The sequence below is a fragment of the Sulfitobacter dubius genome (assembly GCF_900113435.1).
GTDB lineage: Bacteria > Pseudomonadota > Alphaproteobacteria > Rhodobacterales > Rhodobacteraceae > Sulfitobacter > Sulfitobacter dubius.
Genome location: NZ_FOPG01000003.1, coordinates 386,847 through 410,886, shown reverse-complemented (window position 1 = coordinate 410,886; position 24,040 = coordinate 386,847). Strand labels below are relative to the sequence as shown.

Here is a 24,040-nt window from a genome sequence, read left to right as displayed (position 1 = left end):
CCTCAGCCGCCCATGCGCCGCGCCAGCCGCGTTTCAAGCTGCACCATGGCGTCATAGATCAGCACCGCAAACAGCCCCACCGCCAGCCCGCCTTGTACCACGAAGGCGGTGTTATTCGTCAGCAGTCCCGCGATGATCACCTCACCCAAGGTCCGCGCCGCCACGGTCGAGCCGATGGTCGCCGTGCCAAGCGCGATAACGACCGACAGCCGGATGCCCGTCAGCGTCACCGGCAGGGCCAGCGGCAGCTCCACCCGCCACAGTCGTTGCCAACGGCTCAGCCCGATGCCGCGCGCGGCCTCCATCGTTGCGGGCGGCAGATTGGTCAGCCCCGTCACCGCGTTCTCGAAAATCGGCAGAAGCCCATAAAGAAAGAGCGCCACCAGCGTTGGCCCTGCGCCAAAGCCCAAGGCGGGCACGGCCAGCGCCAGAACCGCGACGGGCGGAAAGGTCTGCCCCATGTTAGTGATGGTGCGCGACAGCGGGCGGAACGCCGCGCCCGCAGGCCGGGTCACAAGGATCGCCAGCGTCACCGCCACCACCGTCGCCGCAGCCGAGGCCATGGCCACCAGCGCCAGATGGCTCAGCGACAGCGACAAGAGCGAGGCGCGCGTATAGATCACCGGACCATTTGCCGGGGCCAAGGGCGCAAGCAGCGGCGTGAACCACTCAGGCCGCAGGACCAAGGCCAGCAAGGCCGCCACCAACAGGGGCCGCAGGATCCACCCGATTTTCATGCGTGCTGTCCGGCCCGCGCGCGGATCGCATCCAGCGTCACGCGCCCCAATGGCACGCCATCTTCTGCGACCGGCACCGCCCCGCGCCCGGACCACAGACAGGCCGAGAGCGCGTCGCGTAGGCTGGCGTCAGCTGACAGCGCTTCGCCCTCGGCTGTGCCTTCTTCGACCAACTCAGCCACGGGGATCAGAGAGAGCAGGCGCAGGGGCCGCTCCACATCGCCGACCATATCCGCCACGAAATCCGTTGCGGGTGCGGCGATGATCTCGGCAGGCGTGCCGTGTTGCACCAGATGCCCACCGTCCATGACCGCCACCCGGTCGCCGAGCCGGATCGCCTCTTCCATGTCGTGGGTCACCAGCATGATGGTCGAGCCCAGCCGCTGCTGGATGTGCCGCAGGTCTTCTTGCGCGCGGGTGCGGATGATCGGGTCCAGCGCGCCAAAGGGTTCATCCATCAACAAAAGGTCGGGCCGCGAGGCCAAGGCCCGCGCCACGCCGACCCGCTGCTGCTGCCCGCCCGAAAGCTCCGCCGGATAGCGGTCGCGGAATTGCGCGGGGTCCATCGAGAATAGCGCCAGCAGTTCATCCACCCGCGCTGCGATCTTGTCGCGGGGCCAGCCCAGCAGTTGCGGCACCGCGCCAATGTTGCGCCCCACGGTGTGATGCGGGAATAGCCCGTGCCCTTGGATGGCATAGCCGATGCGCCGCCGCAGGATATGCGGCTTGACCGACAGGGTGGAGTCGCCGTTGATCCGCACCTCGCCCGAGGTCGGCTCCTCCAGCCGGTTGATCATCCGCAAAAGCGTCGTTTTCCCTGAGCCGGAGGTGCCGACGATCACCGTGATCGTGCCCGTCTCCACCGTCATCGACACGGAATCCACCGCGCGAATGTCGCCATAGGTCTTGGTGATGCGGTCGATCTCGATCATGCGCTGTCCTTTGGGGTCTTGCGGGTCAGTTCGACCAGGATGTCCATCACGATGGCCGCCGTCAGGGCCAGCACCACGGTCGGCAGGGCCCCCAGCAGGATCAGGTCGGTCGCGGTCTGGTTCAGCCCTTGGAAGACGAACGTGCCAAAGCCGCCGCCGCCGATCAGGCCGGCGATGACCGCCAGCCCGATGTTCTGCACCAATACGATGCGCAGCCCGGTCAGGATGATCGGAAGGCCCAGCGGGAACTCTACCCGCAACAGACGCTGAAGGGGCGTCATCCCCATGCCCCGCGCGGCCTCAAGCGCCGCAGGCGGGGCGGATGCGAGCCCCGCCACCGTGTTGCCGACCACGGGCAGCAACGAATAGAGCACCAGCGCGAGAAAGGCGGGCGCAAAGCCGATGCCCGCAATGCCAAGCGCCCGCGCGCCGGGCAAGTTTGCCCCAACCCAGCCGAGGATCGGGATCATTAAACCGAACATGGCAAGCGAAGGGATAGTTTGCAGAAAGCTCAGCACCGGCAAGGTGGCACCGCGCAGACTGGCAAGGCGGTGGCACAGCACCCCAAGCGGAAAGCCGATCACCGCCGCGGCGGCGAGAGAGCCAAAGGCCAGCCCGAGGTGGCGCAGGAACTCCCGGCCAAAGGCATCCGCCCGGCTGGCGAATTCCCGCATCACCGACAGATCAGACAGCACTCCCGACCACAGGATCGCGCCCAGCACCGCGAGCACCGCCGCCAAAACACCGCCGCGCATCAGCGGCCCCGGTGCCATCGCGGCAAGTGCATCCGCCATGAGCAACATGAAGACGACCAGCAGGCACCAAAAGCTCACCGAGGGCGAAACACGGGCATAGTCACCGGCCTCGGCCAGCAAACCGGACGCCCCTTGGGTCAGCAGCCACAGCAGACCGCCGACGCCCAAAGCCGCTCCTGCAATACGCAGGCTGTTCCGTCCTGCGGGGAGCCCCATGATCAGACCCGCAGCAATCGCGGCGAGCCCCGGCAGCACAACGGGCAAAGAGGCCACGCCCCATGCCATCACCCCTTCACCCGCCACAATCCGATTGGCGGCGAGGGTCATGAAAGGCACGCAAAGCGCCGCCGCGCCCAATACGGCGAACAAAAGCCCCGGCGCGGAAATCCCTACGCCGGGGCTGGTCAATGTCCGAGTGGCGGAGATCAGTCCAGCACCCCGGTCTCGGTCAGATAAGCGCGGGCTACTTCCTCAGCAGGCTCCCCGCCGACCTGAATGCGACCGTTCAGCTTCTGCAGCGTTGCCATGTCGAGCCCGGCGAAGATCGGGTTCAGTACCTCGGCGATCTGGGGGTATTCCTCCAGAACCTCGGCGCGGACGATGGGGGCGGGTTCATAGACCGGCTGCACGCCCTTGTCGTCTTCCATCACGACCAGACCCGTGGCCCCCACGCCGCCATCGGTGCCGTAAACCATCGCCGCGTTCACGCCCGATGTGCCACGCGCCGCCGCCTGAATGGTCGCCGCCGTGTCGCCGCCCGACAGGATCACGGTCTGGTCTTGGGTCAGCTCAAAGCCGTAGGTCTCCTGCATCGCGGGCAGCACGGCAGGGGAAGACACGAACTCGGTCGAAGCGGCGAGCTTGACCTCACCGCCCTCGGCCACCCATGCGCCGAAATCGGACATGGTGGTGAGGTTGTTTTCCTCGGCAACCGGGCCGGTCACGGCGATGGCCCATGTGTTGTTGGCCGGGGCGGAATCGAGCCAAGTGACGTTATTCTCACTGCCATCCAATTCCTTGGCGCGGGCATGGGCCTTGGCCGCGTCTTTCCAGACGTCGCTTTCCGCTTCGTTAAAGAAGAAGGCCGCGTTGCCGGTGTATTCGGGGTAAATGTCGATCTGGTCCGACAGGATCGCTTCGCGTACGACCTGCGTGCCACCCAGTTGCAGACGCCGCTCAACCGGCAGGCCTGCATCTTCGAGCGCCAGTGCGATGACGTTGCCCAACAGGCCGCCTTCGGTGTCGATCTTCGACGAAACGGTGATTTCCGCCGAGGCGGCAGAGGCAAGCGCGGCGGCAAGACCAGCAGCGGCAGCGGTAGAGAGAATGCGGGTACCCATCGGAAGATGACTCCTTGACAGCAATGAACAAACACAGCGAAGCGCCATTTGAAAACGGTATGGTAGCGGGCATGTCACCGAAACCAAGGAGAAAATCCGGTGCTGCTCTCATTTTTTCGCTAGGTGGCGCTCACGAAAAAGGGCGCCCCCGGCATGACCAGAGGCGCCCTTTTTCTCATTATCGCTTTACTTAGGCGGCCTTCGCTGCCTCGGCTTCGCGTGCGGCACTGCGCTTGAAGAAAATAAAGTACAGCACCGGTGCCGCGATCAGCGTCAGGACCGAAGCAAATGCCAATCCACCCATGATCGTTGCCGCCATTGACTGGAAAAACGCATCCGACAAAAGCGGCAGCATCCCCAGAATGGTTGTGGCCGCAGCCAAGAACACCGGGCGCAAACGCGAAGTCGACGCAAGCACGATGGCCTCTTTCAAATCCATCGTCGGATCAGCGGCACGGGTAAGGTCGATCTCTTCCACCAACACGATGCCGTTCTTGATCAACATCCCCGACAGCGACAACAGCCCCAAAAGCGCGGTGAAGGTGAAGGGCAGCCCCGTCCCGAGTAGCGCAAGGCTGACCCCGTTGACCGCCATCGGCACCAAGAGCCAGATAATGATCGGCTGTTTCAGCGCGTTGAACAGCAGGACCGAGATCAGCACCATGATGATAAGACTGAACGGCAACTGCTTGCCCAAAGCGGCCTGCGCTTCGCCCGCACTTTCCAATTCACCGCCCCACTCCATCGCATAGCCTTCGGGGATCTCCATCGCTTCAATGGTTTCCTGCACCTCGGCTTGGACCTGCGCTGCTGTCACACCCCGTGGAATATCGGCCCCCACGGTGATGACATCAGCCCGGTCGCGGCGGTAAAGCAGTGTGTCCTGCGGTTCGAACCTGAAACCGTCGATCACCTGCTCCATCGGGATCAGCGCATTGGTGTTTTGCTCATAAAGAACATGGTCCGTCAGCGCCAAATCAGCGTCCCGTGGGGCGCGGATCACGATGGGAATCTGACGATCCCGCTCGCGGAAGGTCCCACCGCTGGTGCCTTCGGTGGCAAACTGCAACGTCTCCGTGATCTCAGTCCTTGAGATACCCGCATCCTGCGCGCGCTCTTCGGCATAGATTGGTCGCAGCACCAATTCACGCTCGCGCCAATCCTGACGCGGGGTGATGATATTGTCCGACGCCGCCTGCATCCGCGACATGGCTTCATCGGCCAGATCACGCAGCACATCAGGATTCCGGCCCGAGAAACGCACCTCGATCGGTGCGCCGCCCCCTGGCCCAAAGGCCAGACGTTTGGCCCGGAACTCTCCTTGGGGAAGGGCATCGACCGCGAATTCTTCGAGCGCGTTCATCTCGTCTTGGATCACCTCAAGATCGGAGACACGAACGATGAGATGGCCATAGCTGGGGTTGGGGTCTTCGGCCTGATAGGTCAGCATGAAACGCGCCGCCCCCTGCCCCGCGTAGGATGTCACGTTCTCAACGTTCTCACGCTCCGCCAGCCAATCTTCAAGCACGGCCAGATCATTAGACGTCTGGTGGATCGAAGAGCCTTGCGGCAATTTGTAGTGCACAAAGTAAAGCGGCGTGTTGCTGTCAGGGAAGAACTGCTGCTTGATCTGCCCAAAAAGGGCATAGCAAACGACCGTGCCCGCGATCAGTCCAGCAACCACCAGCCAACGCAGTTTGAGCGACGCGCGCAGCACGGCGGCATAACCTCTAAAGATCGCCCCGTCATAGCCGCCCGCACCACCTTCGGCCCCGCGTTTAAAGAAGTAGTGCCCCAAAAGCGGGGTCGCGGTGATGGCCAGCACCCAAGACAACAACAGCGAAATGCCGATCACAGCAAAGAGCGAAAATAGAAATTCACCCGTCGCATCAGGGCTTAGCCCGATCCCGGCAAAAGCCATGATCCCGATGACCGTGGCTCCCAAAAGCGGGATCTGCGTTTTGCTTGCCGCCTCGGTCGCCGCTTCGCGAGAGCTTTTGCCCTGCTGCATAGAGATCTGCATCCCTTCGGCCACAACGATGGCGTTGTCGACCAGCATCCCCATCGCGATGATCAACGCCCCGAGGGAAATACGCTCCATCTCAATCGCGCCAAGCGCCATGAAAAAGAGCGTGCCCACCACCGTCAGCAACAAGGTAGAGCCCACAACAACCGCCGCACGCCAGCCCATGAAGACGGCCAGCACCGCAACCACGATGGCAACGGACATGGCAAGGTTCACCAGAAAGGCGTTCGACGCTTCTTCGACCACCGTATGCTGACGGTAAATGGATTCAATCGAGATGCCCAAGGGCAGCGTTTCGCGCAGTTGCGCAAGCTTGTCGTCTACCCGTTTGCCGATGTCGACGATATTATCGGTCGCGATGCCGGCAACACCGACGGTAAAGGCGTCTTGCCGGTTGTGTCGGATCACAAGCTCAGGGTCGGCTTCGCGGGTGCGGTAGATATTGGTCACATCGGCAAGGTTAATCACCTGACCACCAACCCCTACAGACAGCGCGGCGATCTCAGACACGCTGTCAGACCCTTCGGGCCGCTGGATCAGCGTGCGTCCCTCGTCGCCCTGAATGACACCCCCGTCGACAATTTCATTGGCGCTGGAAACCGCACCGACAATCGCCGTGGGTGGAATGCCGAGCGTGGTGCTGAGCGCAAGCTGCGGCTCGACATAGATCACCTCATTCGGCACGCCTGACAGCGCCACATCTGACACGCCCTCCACCAGCAGCAGTTCACGCCGCAGGTAGCTGGACAGCTCATTCACCTCTGCGTCAGAGTAACCATCGGCCGTGACGGCATAGTAGATCCCGTAAACGTCACCGAAGCCGTCGTTCACATAGGGCTGAGACGCCCCACTTGGCATGGGGGCCTCATTCACGCGGTTGCGCAACTTGGTCCAGATTTCCGGCAGTTCGGACCCGTCGAACGTGTCCTGCATATTGACCGTGATCCATGACAGACCGGGCTGGTTCATGGATTCGATGTCCTTAATCTCGGACATCTTTTGGATCTGTGATTCTAGCGGCTCGGTGACCTCAAGCGCCACCTCTTCGGCAGAGGCGCCGGGGTATTGCGTCACGACCACAGCGGTCTTGATGGTGAATGCCGGGTCTTCGAGACGGCCAAGGGTCGCGAAACCCCAGATGCCGCCCAAAAGACAGATCAGCATGATGATCCACGTATAGATCGGGCGGTTGATGGACAGGCGTGCGATATCCATGCGCTCAGTCTCCGAAGCCGACAAAGCGGCGCACTGCGGCCCCGTCTTCAAGCTGGCTTGCGCCGCTCACGACGATCTCTTGCCCGTCAGAAAGGCCCGAATTGACCGTGACATCGCCCCGAACAGTCGGGGTAATTTCAACCTCGGTGCGGGTGACCGTCCCCTCCCGTGCGCCGGTGGGATCGAACACCATGACATAGGTGCCGCGATCATTACCCACGACGATAGCGGAATCAGGGACAATGATGCTTTGCCCGCCGATGTTCAGCGTGGCGCGCACCTCGACCGAGGCACCGGGCAGCGGCACAAAATCTTCGGGCAACTCTGCCCCGAGGGTGATGCTATAGGTCTGCCCGATATCCGCGGTTTCAGCGTTATACTCGCGGATCGCCATCGGGTAGCTTTCCGAATTGGCCGGGAATTTTGCCACGAACCGCACGTTAGGATCACGCCCCGCGCGCAGGAACAAGGTTTCAGGCACGTCGATCTCGACCCGCAGTTCTGACATGTCATGCAGGCGCACCACTGGTGTACCAGAGCCGACGGTGGAGTAGTTGGGCACCAAGCGCGACGCCACAATCGCATCGAATGGCGCGTGCAAAGTGGCGTTTTCAAGGTCGCGTTCTGCATTGCGTACGGCGATGTCGTTCACCGTCACGGCAGTTTCGGCGTCTTGAAGGTTAACCTCCGCAACCGACGACCCGGCCAATTTCTGATAGCGTTCCATCGTGCGGCGGGCCTGCGCGTCATTGGCCTGCGCCTGCTCTAACGCCAGTTCAAACGGCTCTAGGTCCATCCGCGCCACGACCGAGTCTTTGCTGACCGTGGTCCCCTCTTCGACGGGAAACTGCTCGATCTGTCCGCCGACCTGAAAGGCAAGGTCCACGGTTTCACGTGCAACCACCTTGCCAAAAAACACGCGCTCCATCTCGGCGTTGCTGACCTTGACCGTTTCCAGCTTTACCACCGGCATTTCGGCCGCGGCGGCCATTGGGCCAGCCACTGCCGCAGCTAGGGTCAGCGCAAACCCCAACAGTCGCCCCGCGCCTGCGACGCGTATCGTCTCATTAAGCCAGTTGGCCATGGTCAGTCTTCCTTATGTGTAGCATCCGGCACAGGCCCGAGGGCGGCGGTCAGACATAGTTGTTTGAGGGTGCGCAACTGCGCGAGAAAATGTGCACGGTCCTGCGCATGCATACCTGCGGCCTTGGCGGCGCGTTGAAGGCAATCGGCAAGGGCCTCGACGGTCATACCTGCGCGGTTGATTGCGCCTTCATGGGGCATGAGCACCTCGGCAATAACAGCGCGGAACCGACCAGCAGAGCATTGCAGCGCCTCTTGGCTGACCGCATTTGCCCCATCAATAAAATCTTGGGCGTTGGGCATCGCCTGCATCGTGTCAAAACCCCGCACCACCATCCGGTCAAAGATCAGATCAATCTGAGCGGCCAGATCGGGGGCCTGAGGCAACTCTTCGGCGATCTCTTCAAGCGCAAGCTCGGTATAGCGCCCGATGAGCCCTCGCAGGATGTCGTCCTTGTTGCGAAAACGGTTGTAGAGGGTCTGACGCGAGACGCCCGCCTCTTCGCACAGATCCCCCATGCTGGTACGCTTGACCCCATAGCGCGAAAAGACATGCAGCGCAGCGTCAAGCACGGTCTTTTCAAGTTCGGTCATGGGGAATCCTAAGCTTTGGCTAAGCCGCAATTGGACATTTGAACCAAATATGTCAACATGTAAAAAATGACTCACAAAGCCCAAGTGGATCACGAATGCGTTTTTGCACAGATTCCGCGTTCAGAGTGCAGAAATGAGGCTCCCTAGATAGAGTGTTAGCGGCAGCGTGAAAAAGCTCAGCAGCGTCTGCGTGGTGATGATCGCCGCCATCAATGGCGCATCTCCCCGCATTTCACGCGCCAGCGTATAGCTGGCCACCCCGGTTGGCAGAGCCGCAAAGATCAGGGCAATTTGCAGCGTCAGCGGCGCGGGGTTCAACACCAGCGCCGCCAGCAGCACGGCCAGCGGGTTCACCAGATGTTTGCCCACAATCGACAGCCCGATGACCGAGACAGACCCCGACAGCCCGCGCAGCCGCAGATTGGCCCCCACACAAAGCAGCATGATCGGCAGAGCCGCGTCGCCCAGAATACGCGCGCTTTCGTGCAAGACGGGCACTTCGTGCAGACCCGCGAAGTTGAAAAGCACACCCGCAAGGATGCCAAGGATCAGCGGGTTCTTGACCAAGCCTTTGAGGATAGATTTACCGCCTCCGCCCAACTGACGGGTCATCAGTGTCACCACCGTCACATTCACCACCGGCACCAGCAGCGCCGAACCGAGCACGGCGATCTGTAGGCCTGCCGTGCCAAATACCGCCTCGGCAATCGCAAGGCCAATGAAGGTGTTGAACCGCGCGCTGCCCTGCATCAGCGAACTGCCCTGCGGCGCGGTATAGGCCCGCCCGAACAGCCACCCACAAAGGATCGCCGCAAAGAACCCGGCATAGAGCAGCAGGGCATAGTCCCCGAGGCCCCCGCTGAGGTCTGCCGCCGAGATCTTGGCAAAGAACAGCGCGGGCATCAGCACCCAATAGACCAGCCGGTCATTTAGGTTCCAAAATTTGGTTGAGGGGATGCCGCCCCGCCGCAGGCCATAGCCCATTAGTATCAGCGCAAAGACCGGCGCGATGGCCAGAAAGATAGTGAACATATTAACCGCCCGGAAGGATCGCGCGGACCCTAGGCGGCGCTTGGCCCGGATGCAACAGGGGCAGTCGCCTCAATTGAGGGCACCCCGGCCCCGAAGGGCCGGGGCATGGGTTAATCGCTGCCGCGCACGGCGATTTGGGCGTCTGCAGCGGGGCGGAACTTCAGCTGGATGACAAAGATCAACGCCGCAATCGCGATGCCGATCAGGTCGGTCACCAAACCGCCCGCGATCATGCACAGCGCCGCAAGGACCAGACCCAACCGGATGAACCACGCGGCCAAGCTGCCCGCGAACCAGCCCTGCATGCCCGAGGACAGCAGATAGACGCCAAAGATCGCTGTAACACCGGCGCGGATCACCTCGAACCACGTGCCGTCCATCAGGATCGCTCCGTTGTAGAAGAACATGAAGGGCACGATGAAGGCCGAGATGCCGATCTTGAAGGACGCCACCGAAGTCTCCATCGGGTTGGCGCCCGAAATCCCCGCCGCCGCGTAACTGGCCAGCGCCACGGGGGGCGTGATGGCCGAGACCACGGCGAAGTAGAAGACAAAGAAGTGTGCCGTTAGCAGCGGAATGCCCAGTTGCACCAGCCCCGGTGCCACGACCGAGGCCGCCACCGCATAGGCCGCCGTGGTGGGCATGCCCATGCCGAGCAGAATGGCGATACACATGGCAAAGAACAGGGCGAGGAATTGGCTTGCCTCCGCCAGACCCAGCAGCACCGAAGAGAAGCGCGCACCGACACCGGTCAGGCTAATGACACCCACGATGATGCCCGCACAAGCACAGACCGCGATGATCTGGATCGACATGATCCCGGCAAGGTCAAAGGCTTTGACAATGCTGCGTAGCCCCATGCGGAAAGGCGTGAACCAAGAGACAACCGCCGCCGCCGCTGTCGCCAGCGTGCCTGCACGGATGATCGAATAGCCCATGAACAGCGCATAGATCAGGATGATGATCGGGATGAACAGGAACACCCGGCGCATCATGTCCTTGAGCTTGGGCAGCTCTTCAGAACGCATCCCGCGCATGCCCAGCTTTGCCGCTTCGAAATCCACCATGAAGTAGATCGACACGAAGTAGAGCACCGCCGGGATGATCGCCGCCACGGCGATGTCGGTGTAAGGAATGCCCGTGATCTCGGCCATGATGAAGGCACCTGCGCCCATGATCGGCGGCATGATCTGCCCCCCGGTCGAGGCGGCGGCTTCGACAGCGCCTGCGGTACGGGCCGGGTAGCCGACCTTTTTCATCAGCGGAATGGTCAGTGACCCTGTCGCCACCACATTGCCCGCCGAGGTGCCGTTGATCATGCCCATGAGGCCCGAGGCAAAGATCGCAACCTTTGCAGGCCCCCCGCGCGAACGTCCCGCAGCGGCAAAGGCGAAGTTGACGAAATAGTCGCCCACTTTTGAGGCCTGAAGGAAGGCCGCGAAGATGATGAACAGGATGATATAGGTCGAAGAGACCGCCGTGGTCGGCCCCAAGATGCCCGCATCGGTGTAGACTTGGCTAAAGAACCGCGTCCACTGGATGTTGGGCGCATTCAGGAAGCCCGGCAGCATGTCCCCCACAAAAACGTAGATCAGGAAGATGCCCGAGATCACGATCAGCGCAAGCCCCGCAACCCGGCGCGTCAGCTCCATGATCAACGCGGTGCCTGCGACAGCGGCGATGGAGATGCCGATGGGCGCAAAGGGCGTGCCCGTCGAGTTGCGCATCAAGGTGCTGTACATGGTGATCAGATAGATCGCCACGGCGATCCCACAGACCGACAGCAACAGATCCGCAGGGGAGACTTGCCCCCGCTCACGGCCCCGAAGCCAGCCGACAACGATACCAATGGCCGTCGCCGCCACCAGCGGCAGACCGTAGTGATAGATTTCAAGGTTCTTGAACTCGGGGCTCATGCCATTCCACTGCACCCCGGAGTTGATCTGACTGGCGATGCCCCATGCGGTCCAGATGGCATAAAGCGCGGGGATCATCGCAGCCCATGCCACGAAATCCAGCGGATGACGGCCCTGCCCCGTGCCCTCATCGACAAATCCGCGGGCGGAATAGAGCGTGAAACCAAGGATCAGCGCGCCCGCTATGTGCACGATGCGGAAGTTCCATGTCTCCATCGGGAAGGTCGGCAACAATGGGATGCGGATGCCGGTAAGCTCACCAATCGACATGCCGTTCAACGCGGCCATGTGAAAGAACGCATAGATGGCCGACATGGCCGCGACGACCAGATAGGTGCGCCCGGTGAATATGCGACGGTTGCTCTCTACGGGTTCGTCATCAACCCCTTCAGCGACAATCGGGCCTTGAGGGTCGGCGCTATGCTGGTCTGTCATGGAAGCTCCCTTTCCCGACAATCATGCGGGATGATGGCAAGATGCCGCCCCGATTAGGGACGGCATGCAAGTTTGTCTAGGCGTTAGCTTAGTTGCCGTAGATCATGTCGTCAGGAATGTCGGCATTCGCGTTCTCTTTGAACCACGCCGCCGCACCGGGGTGCCATTTCAGGACTTTGTTTTTGTCCCAGTTCTCAGGCAGGGTCGACGCCGCCGCTTTGTGGATGCCGGTCATACGCTCGTTGTCGGACATGACCACATCGACAGCCGCTTTCACGAAGGATTCCGGCAGATCGCAGTTGGCGATAGAGAAGTTCCACATGGAGACCGACCGCGCGTCCGCTTCCAGCGTGGTGTAGGTGCTGGCTTTGATCGCGAACTCGGATACCGGGAATTCTTCAAGCAGTTTGGCCTGCTCTTCCTCGGTGAACTCGATGATGTTCACATCGGTCTGAACTTCCAACTGGCTGACCGCTGGCACAGGTACACCGGCGGCAAAAGCGATCACGTCCAGCAGACCATCCTGCAACTGACCACCCAGATCGGTCCAACCGCCGTTGCGGCGCTCATATTCCACGCCCAGCGTGTCCATCATGCGCGGGAAATAAGTGTCAGAGGTGGAGCCCGCCGGACCAAAGCCGATCTTGGCCCCTGCTGGGATGTCAGCCACGGTTTCGATCCCCGAAGACGCCAGAGCGGTCACCGAGAAAGGTGTCTGGTACATCGGGAACATCGCGCAGGCTTGGGTCATTTCCAGACCGGGTGCGATGGGGTTGGTCCCTGCCAGAGATTCCGCCGCCGGGCCCATCGTGGTCATGCCGAAGGCCGCTTCGCCGGTGTGGACCAGCGCCATGTTCTGCATCGGGCCACCGGTGACTTCGCCGCCGCCTGTCAGACCCAGTTCTTTGGCCACGAGGTTCGCCCAGCCGGAGCCATAGGCGAAGTAAGTGCCACCTTGGCTGGCGGTGCCGACGGTAAAGCTGCTTGGCCAACCGGTTTTATCAACGTCCTGTGCGACGGCGGCGCCTGCCAGAATGGTGCTGGCGGCGAGGATTGCGGTGAATTTCATGTCTCTCTCCCTTGATTAACCTTACCGAACGTAAGCTTTTGATGCCCCGCTCGGCTGCTGTGTTCAGCTTGCCGCGCTAGTTAAATGTACTCCAACCCTCAGTGGCAAGACCGAAAATGCCACAGCTGCCCAGTTCGGGACCAAAGAAGCATTCTGCTGAAGGAATAGGTCAAAATGTCCTGAACTTGGCGCTGCCCCAAGATTGCGGGCGGTTTGCACGGCCCTAAACGCCGACGCCCATGCACGAAAAAGGGCGAGCGCCTCACGCCGCCCGCCCTTCTGCTTTAACACGCGGCCCTATTGCTCAGGATCGCGGGATTGGTCATCGCATTACACCGCAGCCAACTCCTGCTCCAACTGCCGGGTCGGGGCGCCGGGAACCGGGGCGAGCGGTGCCAGAATTCGGTACAGCACAGGCGTCAGAAAAAGCGTGAAGACAGTGGCGAAGCCAAGGCCGCCCACGATGACCCAGCCGACGGCAATGCGCGCTTCGGCCCCGGCCCCTGTGGCTGCGATCAGAGGCACCCCACCCAACACGGTCGAAACCATGGTCATCATCACAGGCCGCAAACGCAGGCGCATGGCGCTGCGGATCGCGGCATCAACCGTGGCCCCCGCTTCGCGCAATTGGTTTGCGAATTCCACGATCAAGATGCCGTTCTTGGCCATGATGCCGACTAAAAGCACCAAACCGATCTGGCTATAGTAGTTCAGACTGCCGCCCGTCACGGCGATTGCCACCACCGCAGCACCCAGCCCGAACGGCACGGCCAGCATGATAACGGCAGCAGAGATCAGGCTTTCGAACTGTGCCGACAGCACCAAGAGCACGATGACAAACGCAATGCCGAAGACCATATAGATGCCGTTCTCAGCCGTCTCTAGGCTGGCCGCTTCGCCGGTGAACACAAGGGTCACGCCTTCATCCAAGACATCGCGCGCCAGTTCCTCTAGCGCCGCTGCCGCCTCGCCCATGTCCACCCCGCTGGGCAGGGCCGCTTGGACCGCCACAGCGCGGTTGCCTTCCTCACGGCTGACCCGCGACAGGCCCGCCACCTGCTCAAACTGCGCCACGCTCGACAGGGGCAGAAAACTGCCCGTATCACCGCGCAGGGACACGGTGTTGAGGTCGGCAGGATCATTAATCGGGCGGCCACCCGGCTCGACCTGTACCGTGATCTCTTCGCCGTTCAGAAACACCTCTGCGGCCTCTACCCCGGCGGTCATGGCGCTGATCGTGGCGTCGATCTCAGAAGGGGTCAGCCCATATTCCCGCGCCAGATCGGCATCAATTGTCACCTCAATCTCAGGGACATAGGCCTCTTCGCTAAGCTGCGCGCTTGAAAACAGCGCGGGCTGCGCCTGCATGGCTGCGACCAGCTTTTCAGCTTGCGCGGTCAGCAGCGCAGGGTTCGTCCCCGTCACCGCCGCCGTGAGGCCCGAGCCCCCGCCCCGAATACCAAGGCTGTTGGGCGAGCGTGCAAAGACGGTGAGGCCGGTGATCGCCTGAAACTCGCGGTTTAGTTCGGCCATGATCTCTTCTTGCGAGCGGTCCCGTTCTGCCCAATCGGCAAGCTTCACGATAACAAAGGCCGATGTCCCCCCGCCAAGCCCGACGATGGATTGTACCGCCGCGACCTCACCGCTTTCGACATAGGGGGCCACCATGCTTTCGATTTGCTGCACCTGCTGATCGGTAAAGCTGGATGACACGCCCGATGGCGCACGGGCCCGAACCATGAAGGCTGCCCGGTCTTCGGTCGGGGTCAACGCACTGTTGAGCGAGCCATAGAGAGAGATTGAAAAGACCCCAAAGCACAGCGCCAGCGCAACGACCAAGATCGGCAACGCAAGCGCGCGGTCCACCAGCCAAAGCAAGCCGCGACCCAGCAGGCTGGCATCGCCCTCAGAGCCCTCCGTCACGGGTTCCCCAGTGCGGCCCGGGTCCAAAAAGGCGGCCAGCATAGGGACCAGCGTCAACGCCACGAAAGACGAGATCGTCACGCAGAAAGCCAGCACAAAGCCGAACTCAAGGAAAATGCCCCCCGCCTGCCCCGGCAGGAACGAGATCGGGATAAAGACCGCTGCCAATGTGGCCGTGGTCGAGATGACGGCGAAGAAGACCTCGTTCGCCCCCTCGGCTGCCGCCGCATACCGACCTAACCCTTCTTGCCGTTTACGCACAACGTTTTCGACCACGACAATGGCGTCATCAACGACCATGCCGGTGGCCAAGACCAAGGCCAACAGCGTGATTGTGTTAACCGAAAACCCCGCCATCCAGATCGCAGCCAATGTCCCGATCAGCGCGACCGGAATGGTCAGCGCCGGGATTAGCACTGCACGCCACGAACGCAGGAATGCGTAGAGCACCAGTACCACGATCACCACGGCCAGCAGGATTGAACTTACAACCTCGTCCAGCGCCTGTTCGACATAGATGCCGTCATCGGCCGTCGTGATCATCTGCACCCCATCGGGCATATCCAGCTGCAAATCAGCCAAGGCGGCAGCAACGTCTTGGCTGATGGTCAGCGTATTTGCGACCGACTGGCGATAGACATTGATCGCCACAGCAGCTTGTTCATTCACCCGCGAGAAAACCGTACGGTCCACGGCAGTCAACTGCACCAATGCCACGTCGCTCAACCGGGTATTCCTGTCGATCCGCAGGCTGGCGATGTCTTCGACTAACACATCTTCTGAGGCGAGTTTCAGGGTCAGTTTCTGATCTGCACTTTCCAAAGTGCCGAGGGCCGCGCTGTTATCAAGCTGTGCCAATGCGGTGGAGACATCCTCAACCGTAAGCCCCCGCCCCGTCAGCGCGGTCATGTTCAACCGCACGAGATACTCATACTCCTGCGTGCCCGCGACCTCGACCGTGGCGATCCCGTCAATGCCACCCAATTCGGTCGCAACGCGGTCTTCGGCCAGCCGAGACAGGTCTTCAAGGCTGGCCGTGCCATAAAGGGCAACACGAATGATCGGATCGGCGTCTGCATCGTTCTTGCTAACCTCCGGCTCCAGATCATCAGGTAGTTGCCGGCTAAGCCCCGCCACGATCTCGCGCGCCTCATTCGAGGCTGTGTTGATATCCACGGATGACGACAGTTCCAGCGTGATCCGCGAACTGCCAAAGCTGGACTGGGAGGAAATTGCTTCGACCCCCTCCAGTGCGCTTAACGCATCCTCAAGCACCTCCGTGACTTCGGTATCGACCGTCTCAGGCGCGGCATTTTCATAAGTAGTGCGCACCGACAAAACGGGTTGATCGACGTTGGGCATCTCACGAATATCGACGCCAAGATACGCAGCGGCACCTGCGATGATGATCAGCAGGTTCAAAACAACCGCCAAGACAGGCCGCTTGACGAACAGACTGGAAAAGCCTGCTTTGGGCGCGGGATTACTCATTTACAGAAGGCTCCTGCACGCTGGGCCGAGGCGCTCTGCGCTTTTTGGTTTCCGCTTGGGCCAATTGCAACGTCTGGACCTGCCCACCTTCGCGCAACTTTTGCACCCCTTCGACGACGATCTGATCGCCCTCAGCCAACGTGCCATCGACCCAGACGCGATCATCCAAACGATGCCGGATGGTAACGGGCACGCGGCGTACAGTGCCCTGCTCGGCCACGAAAACAGACGCGCCCTCGCGGCTCCACGCGATCGAAAGGGCCGGGATCGCGGGCATCGCCTCTTGCTCTTCTACCAATACCACATTGGCGATCATCCCATGGCGCAGCCCGGTGACATCGCCCTGAAGCTGCGCCTCGACGTCAATAAGCCGCGTGACTGGATCAATTTCAGTATCAATCGCGGTGATCTGCGCTTTAAACACCTGCCCGATACGCGCGGGCAGCAGCACATCCACCGACAGGCCCGGCTCCAGCACGGCAACGGCCCGTTCGGGCAAGGAAAAGCCCACCTTTAGCTGCTCGGGCACACTTACGGTGGTGATCTGCGCGTTCGCGTTCAGATAGTCACCCAACCGCGCGTCAATCAGGCCGACCACCCCATCAATGGGTGATCGGATTATGCGGCGATCAAGCGCCAATTCGGCGCGGTCGACTGCCACCTGCGCGAGGTCGGTCGCCGTCTGCGCCTCTTGGACCTGTACCGAGGTGACGGCCACAGACCCTGTCGCGCTTAGCCGTTCCACCCGTTCCAGCGCATTTTCCGCCTCAGCTAGCGATGCCTTCGCGCTGTTAAGATCAAGCTTTTGGGTTCGTTGCTCTAGCCGTAGCAGCGGCGCATCTGCGGTCACCCGGTCGCCCGGTGCAACCAGCAGTTCTTCGACTTGGCCGCTGGCCTCTGCCACCACCGCGACGCGTGCGGTGGATTCGATCGTGCCGACGGCCTGATATTCCAACACATAGGGGCTAAGTTCGACGGATTGCATGGTCACTGTGGCGGCGCGATTGCCACCCGGTCGCCCACCGCCCGGTCGGCCTCCACCCGGAGCCGCACCTGCGCCGCTCTCTTCCGCCGCGACCGCACCTTCGGACGGCATCAGCCGCTCCCCAAAGAGCCAATAGGTCACAGCAGCCACGGCCATTAAGCCGAGCAATAACTCCGCAATTCGCTTCATCGCAATTTCTTCCCGGTTAGCCGACTTGAAGCTGATACGCAGGGCTGGGAAGTTTCCGTCGCTGAAAAATGCAGATATTTTACTTTTCTTATCTTGAGCCGAAACAGATTAGCCCCGCCGCAAGAAACTTGCAGCGGGGCTTTTGATTTGGTGCTGAGGAAGAGCCAAACAGCCTCAGACTTCGATAACCACTTTGCCCAGAGCCTTGCCGCTTTGAAGGCGCGCATAGGCGTCGCCAACCTCGGCCAGCGTGAATGTCGCGTCATCCAGCAATGGCTTCACCGTGCCTGCGTCCACCAATTTGGCAAGCTTGCCAAGGATGTCGCCATGCACCTCGCGGTTCACGTCATGCAGCATCGGCAACAGCATAAAGACGATATGCAGCGATAACCCGTTAAAATGCGCAGGCGAAAGATCAATCTCAGACAAGGCGACGGTTGTAACGACATGACCGTTCAACGCAGTGGCGGCGAAAGAGTTGGTCAAATTCGCCCCGCCCACCGTGTCAAACACCGCGTCAAATCCTTTGCCATGGGTGTGGTTGGCGACGTAATCTTCGATCTTTTCATCCATGAAATCGATGGGCCATGCGCCATAACCGCCGATCACCGAAAGCTGGTCATCCCCGGTGCCGGTTGCGGAAACATCCGCCCCCAAATGCCGCGCCAGTTGCACGGCCAGATGGCCAACACCGCCCGCGCCACCTTGCACGAGAACCTTCTGATCTGCCGAGACACCGGCGCGCTGCAACCCTTCCCAAGCGGTGATGCCAACTAATGGCAGAGCGGCGGCCTCCCGCATCGACAGAGTTTTTGGTTTGTGGGCGATCAAACGCGCATCGGCCCGCATGAATTCGGCCAGCGCACCTTGCAGATCGGCCAAGCCGCCCGCGCAGCCATAAACTTCGTCACCGACGGCGAAACCTGTGACGCCTTCACCGACCTCTTCGATCACACCAGCAAAATCCATGCCTAGAACGGCAGGTAGATCGGGCGACAACGGTAGGTCTTTGCCTGCCCCTTTGATCATCGTGTCGATGGTATTCACGCTTGTCGCCTTGACGCGCAGCACCACATGGCCGGGGGTGACCAAGGGACGTGGCAGTTCGGCTTCGACAAATGGCGCATCGGCACCGTAGCTTGTTAGGGTCATGGACTTCATGGGGGTCTCTCCCGTTAAGTATTGCGTTGAGAACGATATAGACCAGCCTTCAGCCCCAGATAATTAGGCCAATTGTGAGTTCAGTTTCTTTACATTGAATATAATGCCGACCGCGATAATGTAGCAAAGGCCGTTAACCGCTTTGAGGATACGATCCCTATGGACACCGACAACCTGCGCCTTTTTGTTTTGGCCGCTGAATTGCTCAACATCTCTGCTGCCGGTCGCGCCTTAGGCATTGCGCCCGCCGTGGCCAGCGCACGGCTTGCCAAACTAGAGCAAGAGTTGGGGGTCGAGCTTTTGCGGCGCACCACGCGGAAGGTCTCACTCTCGCTTGATGGGTCGGATTTCCTGCCCTACGCGCGGGAAATTCTGGCACAGTCCGATGCCGCGCGGGCCATTCTTGGCGGTACAAAAGCAGGGCCGAAAGGCATTTTGCGTTTCGCGGCCCCCAGTAGCTTTGCCCAGCGTCATATCATGCCGCTTTTGCCGAAATTTCACGAGACCTACCCCGAGCTGACATTAGATCTGCGCCTGTCCGACACCCGGTTTGACGCCATCGAAGGTAGCTTTGACCTTGCCCTGCGCAGCGCGCCTTTGGCCGACAGCAGCCTGCGGGGCCGCAAGTTGGCCGATGACACCCGCGTTCTTTGTACGGCGCCGTCTTATGTGGAAACCCACGGGATGCCCAAAACCCCTGCCGAACTGCAAAACCACCATTTCATCGCATGGAGCGACCTTGAGCCGCGCCCTTTAATCGGACCGGGCGGCGAGGCTGCTACGTTGAATCCCAGCGACATGATCTGTCGTGCCATTTTGGATGATGGGGATGCGCAGCGCGAGGCGACGATCGCGGGGGCCGGAATATCCATTAATTCACTGTGGAGCGTGTCGGAGGAGCTCGCATCGGGACGGTTGGTCCGGCTTCTTCCGGGCTGGCGGATGAATGACCATTCGGTGCTTTGGCTGGTCTACCCGCGCTCTAATGTGCTGACCCCGAAAACACGGTTTTTCATCGATTTTCTGATCGCAAACCTAGGCAACCGGCCCGATTGGCGTGACCATGCAGGCAGCGCCGCGCCCGCTTAGAAACTATGCCAAACCCCAAGCTTCATCTTGGTCACGGACTCGGTGAATTCATGCGAAAGGCCGAACTCTAGAAAACTGTTCTCAGAAACTTTGACCACATGCGAGGGCACGAAAGCCAACGTTTCATCGCCATCAGAGGGGGCCGCGAACTCCAGCTTGAAAATCGACAGGTTTCCATTGGCGTGGTTGATGCCAAAGGTGCTGTCGATTTTGCCCAGACTGCCGCCGTCTTCATACAGCGCATATGTGCTTTCGACCCCAAGCCAACCGTTGCCCCACGCCCCCTCAACCGGGCGCCCCCAAGAGAAGCCGGGCCGTAACGTTGCGACCGCGCTGCTGTCGCGTTCAGCCCAGCCAAGCCCCAGTTCGACGGCAAAGACATCATCGCCGTCCGTCAGTTCCACAGGATAGCGCAGAAAGGCGATGGCGTTGACTTGCCCGGCATCTTGGCTTTTGCCGATGTCCAAGCCGAAAGTCAGTTTTTCGTTCAAGCCATATTCATAATAAAATGAGCCGAAATCGCCGAAATCGGGGCCATCGACGGTCGATTCATATGAAAGGGTCATAAAGCTTTTGTCTTCGCCCCGCGGCCAAGCAGCAGATGCCACCTCATTCCCCGCCAGAGCCAGTGCCACGAACGCCGCAGAAAACACAACACCCGCGCTTACGCGCGCGTTGGATGCAGAAGGCATATTTACTGTTCTAGGCATAATAAATCCCGCGTTTTCAGGGCCGCTTGGGGCTGGGCGATCAGTGTTAGGCGATAGACCGTAGATATTCTGCCAGCTTGAGCGGCTTGAACGGTTTATGCAGGATATGGTCCGCGCCGAGTGCGCGAAACGTCTTCTCAGATTCATGCGATGTCTTGGCCGTGCACATAACGATTTTGGTATCATCCAAATCAGCGTTGGCCCGTGCACAGCGCAACACCTCCATCCCGTCGGGGGGCGGCATCATGACATCCAGCATGATCACGTCAAACGCTTGGGTTTCCATCGTTGCAATCGCGTCAAATCCCGTGGCCGCGAATGTAGGCTCGATGTCATCTTCGGTCATCAGCGCAAACTCAATGAGTTCACGGATGTCATCCTCATCATCGACAAATAGAACTCTCATACGGGCGTTCCTTTTGTAGGTGCGGCGTCATCGTCGCGGGGCAAACGCACAAAGAATGTGGTGCCGGGATTTTCATCCCCGTCTTCGGCGGACCGCGTTTGAAAGCTGATATCGCCCCCTTGTCGCACCACCAACTCCCGCGTGATGGCCAGCCCAAGCCCTGTTCCACTCGCTTGGTTGTCGCGGGAATGGACGGGGTCCGCAAACCTTTTAAACATACGATCATGCGCGGACCTAGGAATACCCGGGCCGGAGTCGCAGACATAGAACGTGACCGCGTTTTCGTCCAGATCAGCACCAATCTTCACTGTCCCGCCGCGCGGCGTATATTTAACCGCATTGGAAATCAGGTTCGAAAACACCTGCTGCATTCGAACCGTGTCAACTTGGACATAAACGGCATCGGATGCGTTAGGACCACCATGGATGCCAAGCTGAACATCGCGGTTCACCCCATAGCCCGTATTGGCTGCAATCGCCTCTGACAGCACTTCCGACACTGAAACCCGCTCTTTTTGTATGCTTAGCTGTTGTTGGTCGATCGCCTGAAGCGTCAGGATGTCACTGACCAACACCAGCAAACGATCCGCATTGCGGGTCGCCATCGACAACAGCTTGCCCGCATTCGCAGGCATCGCCTCGCCAAACCGTTCGTGCAGAATCTCAAGCGATCCGGCCAACGACGTAAGCGGCGTGCGCAATTCATGGTTGACCGAGGTCACAAAGGCCGTTCGCGCCGCCACGAGACGTTCCTCGGCCGAGATATCTTGAAGCACGTTATAGGCGATGTAATCTCCGTGCAGATGCATCTTCATCACTCGGCATTGCACCGCCACGCTTTCATTCTCGGCGTTGCGGACATGAATGCGGTGTATCGCCACCTCTTCGTCCATCTGCGAGAAAGGCGGGATCATGCTGCGCAGCTGTTCAACAGCTTTGATATTCGAAGAAACCCCCATGAGTTCCCGCGCCTTGCGGTTGGAGCGGTGCAGCTTGTTGTTATCGTTGTAAACGATAATCCCATCTCCGACGTTCTCAAAAATAGCGTCAAATTCGCTCTGAGCGACGCGAATTCGCTCACGGTCGCGCTCAGAGTTGCGCAGCGCTTGCGCTAATTTTGTCGATTGAGCACGGGCGCGGATCGCTGCGTTGATGACTGTCAGAAACAAAATTGTTGCAAGGCCAGTAAAGACCAAGGTGCGCTGCCAGAAGCTGCTTAAAACCGCCTCTTTGCTGCGGGTCACGTCAATGTAAAGGTCAAGGGCAGGGATTTCCTTGCGTGCGCTAAACACAGGCGTATCGGGATCACGCTGCGCCCGGCCCGATGAAAAGGCACGTTCTCCATTGGCGGTGACAACCTCGACAAACATGTCTTCCTGAACCCCATCAGCCGCAAGAAGTTCCGCGTAATAGTCCTCACCCAGCGAAGAGGCCAATACCCCCCGCACTTTTCCGTCGATGCCAATCAAGGGCCATGCAATGGGCGTTATGCGACGTTCGGTTGCGCGTGATTGAATAGGCACTCCGACGGTATAGTCATCAACGCCAAGCCCAACCGCAGTCTGAAAATAAGCGCGATCCCCAAGGTACTGGCCCAGCAATGGTTCGACTGTGGCCCAAAGCACAACACCATCAGCGCCAATCAGAACGAGCGCATCAACCTGTTGAATTTCCTCTACGGCTGAATTCATCAGCGCGCCATATTGGGCTTCAAACTGGTCAGGATCATCCAGCATCGCCGTCGACAGTTCATCGATCAGCCCCCACATCCGCACATTCGCAACCGACAGGGTGGCATCAACGGCCTGCTCATAGAGCTCCGCAAAATGCTCAAGCTCCACTTCCGCGCGGGTGGTCGCACGGTTGTAGTCAGACCACGTCAGAAACGCGAGCCCGATGAAATACAGTACAACGACCGTAGAGATCAGACCCCAGAAAAGAGTTTGTGCACTCGAAGACGTTTCCGCCTCGTCTTTGTTTGCGAGCTCAGTGCTGACCATTCTCTTGTAGGTGTCCTATGTCGGTGGAGGCGAAAGAGATCATTCCCGGCGCGCCCGTTTTTCCCGCACTCTCTACGCCTTGAATTCCCTGCGCAAGCGAGGAGGCCACGGCCGCATCAGAGGGCGGAACAATGCAGGCACTGACGGTCAATCGACGGGATGTCCAGCCTTCTTTGACGGTGGCCGACGCCGCTGCCACTTGTTTGATAAACTGTTGCGCGCGCTGCTCAAGCTGGGCACGATCTGAGTGAAGCGTGCCCAAGACAAAAAGATCGTCTTCCCAATGGGCTAGACTGTCCTGCGCGGGAATATCGACTTTGCCGAACAGCCCTGCCACAAGACGCTGAAGCTCTTTTCGTTGCACCCGCGCCGCGTCAGATTGGTCACGGTCACCGTCGATCCGGAAAACAATCAAACCAAGTTCTTTTTGCATGGCCGGTGACAGCGCCATAAGATTGGCCTGAAACCCCGCTTTGCTGCCCAACATGCTTGGCACAGTGGCCTCAAAGTTTGCTTGTGCAGAACGGCGACGGGCACCGCGTGTTTCATCAGATCGGCGGCGGTCCAGCTCGGATTTCAGGCGCAGACAGCTGCGCATGCGGGCCTGAAGCTCAATCCTGTTGAAAGGTTTGGTGACATAGTCATTGGCCCCCGCAAGAAAGGCCTCAGAAAGCGATCCCATATCTGTCCGGCTGGTCAGCATAATGATCGGCACGTCGCTCCATTTTTCCAAAGCACGGATACGGGCGCATAACTCGATACCGTCGATATCGGGCATCATAATGTCCATGAGGATCAGATCGGCAGTCGCCTCACCGCGTTCAATAGCGCTGAGCGCGACACGCGGGTCAACGAAGCTAACGACGTCCTCAAACCCAAGCTCTGCGAGGGTCGCGCTGATAAAGTCCTGCGCAATGTCAGAGTCGTCAACTGCGATAATTCGTTGGCTCAT

18 protein-coding genes are annotated in these 24,040 nt (G+C 60.1%); 1 reads left to right on the top strand and 17 read right to left on the bottom strand.

All coding sequences use genetic code 11. The annotated features are described in order from the left end of the window. Positions 1-2: 2 nt before the first annotated feature. The 13 genes from BM229_RS14390 to BM229_RS14330 form a co-directional block, all read right to left on the bottom strand. Positions 3-737, bottom strand: coding sequence for an ABC transporter permease (locus BM229_RS14390; protein ID WP_093928330.1), 735 nt, complete (start codon positions 735-737; stop codon positions 3-5). Then, the gene (locus BM229_RS14385; protein WP_093928329.1) at positions 734-1,669 is read right to left on the bottom strand and encodes an ABC transporter ATP-binding protein; all 936 of its coding nucleotides are present in this window, start codon (positions 1,667-1,669) and stop codon (positions 734-736) included. The genes BM229_RS14390 and BM229_RS14385 overlap by 4 nt, the downstream gene beginning before the upstream one ends. After that, complete coding sequence (locus BM229_RS14380) at positions 1,666-2,832, bottom strand: ABC transporter permease (protein ID WP_093928328.1); 1,167 nt, start codon at positions 2,830-2,832, stop codon at positions 1,666-1,668. The genes BM229_RS14385 and BM229_RS14380 overlap by 4 nt, the downstream gene beginning before the upstream one ends. A 17-nt stretch (positions 2,833-2,849) precedes the next feature. Continuing rightward, complete coding sequence (gene osmF / locus BM229_RS14375; protein WP_093928327.1) at positions 2,850-3,764, bottom strand: glycine betaine ABC transporter substrate-binding protein OsmF; 915 nt, start codon at positions 3,762-3,764, stop codon at positions 2,850-2,852. Positions 3,765-3,954: 190 nt separating this feature from the next. Beyond that, on the bottom strand, positions 3,955-7,005 hold the full coding sequence (locus BM229_RS14370) for an efflux RND transporter permease subunit (protein ID WP_093928326.1): 3,051 nt from the start codon (positions 7,003-7,005) through the stop codon (positions 3,955-3,957). A 4-nt stretch (positions 7,006-7,009) separates the two neighbouring features. Then, the gene (locus tag BM229_RS14365; RefSeq protein ID WP_093928325.1) at positions 7,010-8,089 is read right to left on the bottom strand and encodes an efflux RND transporter periplasmic adaptor subunit; all 1,080 of its coding nucleotides are present in this window, start codon (positions 8,087-8,089) and stop codon (positions 7,010-7,012) included. Positions 8,090-8,091: 2 nt separating this feature from the next. Then, positions 8,092-8,682: a TetR/AcrR family transcriptional regulator gene (locus BM229_RS14360; protein ID WP_093928324.1), complete on the bottom strand. Its 591-nt coding sequence runs from the start codon at positions 8,680-8,682 to the stop codon at positions 8,092-8,094. 120 nt (positions 8,683-8,802) lie between these two features. Further along, entirely contained in the window at positions 8,803-9,714 is a 912-nt protein-coding gene (locus BM229_RS14355; protein WP_093928323.1) for an AEC family transporter, read from the bottom strand. A 110-nt stretch (positions 9,715-9,824) separates the two neighbouring features. Continuing rightward, entirely contained in the window at positions 9,825-12,065 is a 2,241-nt protein-coding gene (locus tag BM229_RS14350; RefSeq protein WP_093928322.1) for a TRAP transporter permease, read from the bottom strand. Between the two features lie 88 nt (positions 12,066-12,153). After that, positions 12,154-13,134 carry a TAXI family TRAP transporter solute-binding subunit gene (locus BM229_RS14345; protein WP_093928321.1) on the bottom strand — a complete coding sequence of 327 codons (981 nt, stop codon included), beginning with the start codon at positions 13,132-13,134 and terminating at the stop codon, positions 12,154-12,156. A 330-nt stretch (positions 13,135-13,464) separates the two neighbouring features. Next, the gene (locus tag BM229_RS14340; protein ID WP_093928320.1) at positions 13,465-16,548 is read right to left on the bottom strand and encodes an efflux RND transporter permease subunit; all 3,084 of its coding nucleotides are present in this window, start codon (positions 16,546-16,548) and stop codon (positions 13,465-13,467) included. Beyond that, complete coding sequence (locus tag BM229_RS14335; RefSeq protein ID WP_167360264.1) at positions 16,541-17,689, bottom strand: efflux RND transporter periplasmic adaptor subunit; 1,149 nt, start codon at positions 17,687-17,689, stop codon at positions 16,541-16,543. The genes BM229_RS14340 and BM229_RS14335 overlap by 8 nt, the downstream gene beginning before the upstream one ends. Before the next feature lie 207 nt (positions 17,690-17,896). After that, positions 17,897-18,883 (bottom strand): zinc-dependent alcohol dehydrogenase family protein, encoded by a 987-nt coding sequence (locus BM229_RS14330; RefSeq protein WP_093928318.1) that lies wholly within the window; start codon positions 18,881-18,883, stop codon positions 17,897-17,899. A gap of 159 nt (positions 18,884-19,042) precedes the next feature. Between BM229_RS14330 and BM229_RS14325 the strand changes: the two genes are divergently transcribed. Further along, positions 19,043-19,972 (top strand): LysR family transcriptional regulator, encoded by a 930-nt coding sequence (locus BM229_RS14325; RefSeq protein ID WP_093928317.1) that lies wholly within the window; start codon positions 19,043-19,045, stop codon positions 19,970-19,972. Here BM229_RS14325 and BM229_RS14320 read toward each other — a convergent pair. The 4 genes from BM229_RS14320 to BM229_RS14305 form a co-directional block, all read right to left on the bottom strand. After that, a complete protein-coding gene (locus BM229_RS14320) occupies positions 19,969-20,664 on the bottom strand; it encodes a hypothetical protein (protein ID WP_244152211.1) in 696 nt (231 codons plus the stop codon). The two genes, BM229_RS14325 and BM229_RS14320, sit on opposite strands and share 4 nt — an antisense overlap. A 64-nt stretch (positions 20,665-20,728) precedes the next feature. Beyond that, complete coding sequence (locus BM229_RS14315) at positions 20,729-21,088, bottom strand: response regulator transcription factor (protein WP_093928316.1); 360 nt, start codon at positions 21,086-21,088, stop codon at positions 20,729-20,731. After that, positions 21,085-23,088 carry an ATP-binding protein gene (locus tag BM229_RS14310; RefSeq protein ID WP_093928315.1) on the bottom strand — a complete coding sequence of 668 codons (2,004 nt, stop codon included), beginning with the start codon at positions 23,086-23,088 and terminating at the stop codon, positions 21,085-21,087. Before BM229_RS14310 ends, BM229_RS14315 begins: the two co-directional genes overlap by 4 nt. Beyond that, complete coding sequence (locus tag BM229_RS14305) at positions 23,075-24,040, bottom strand: response regulator (protein ID WP_093928314.1); 966 nt, start codon at positions 24,038-24,040, stop codon at positions 23,075-23,077. Before BM229_RS14305 ends, BM229_RS14310 begins: the two co-directional genes overlap by 14 nt.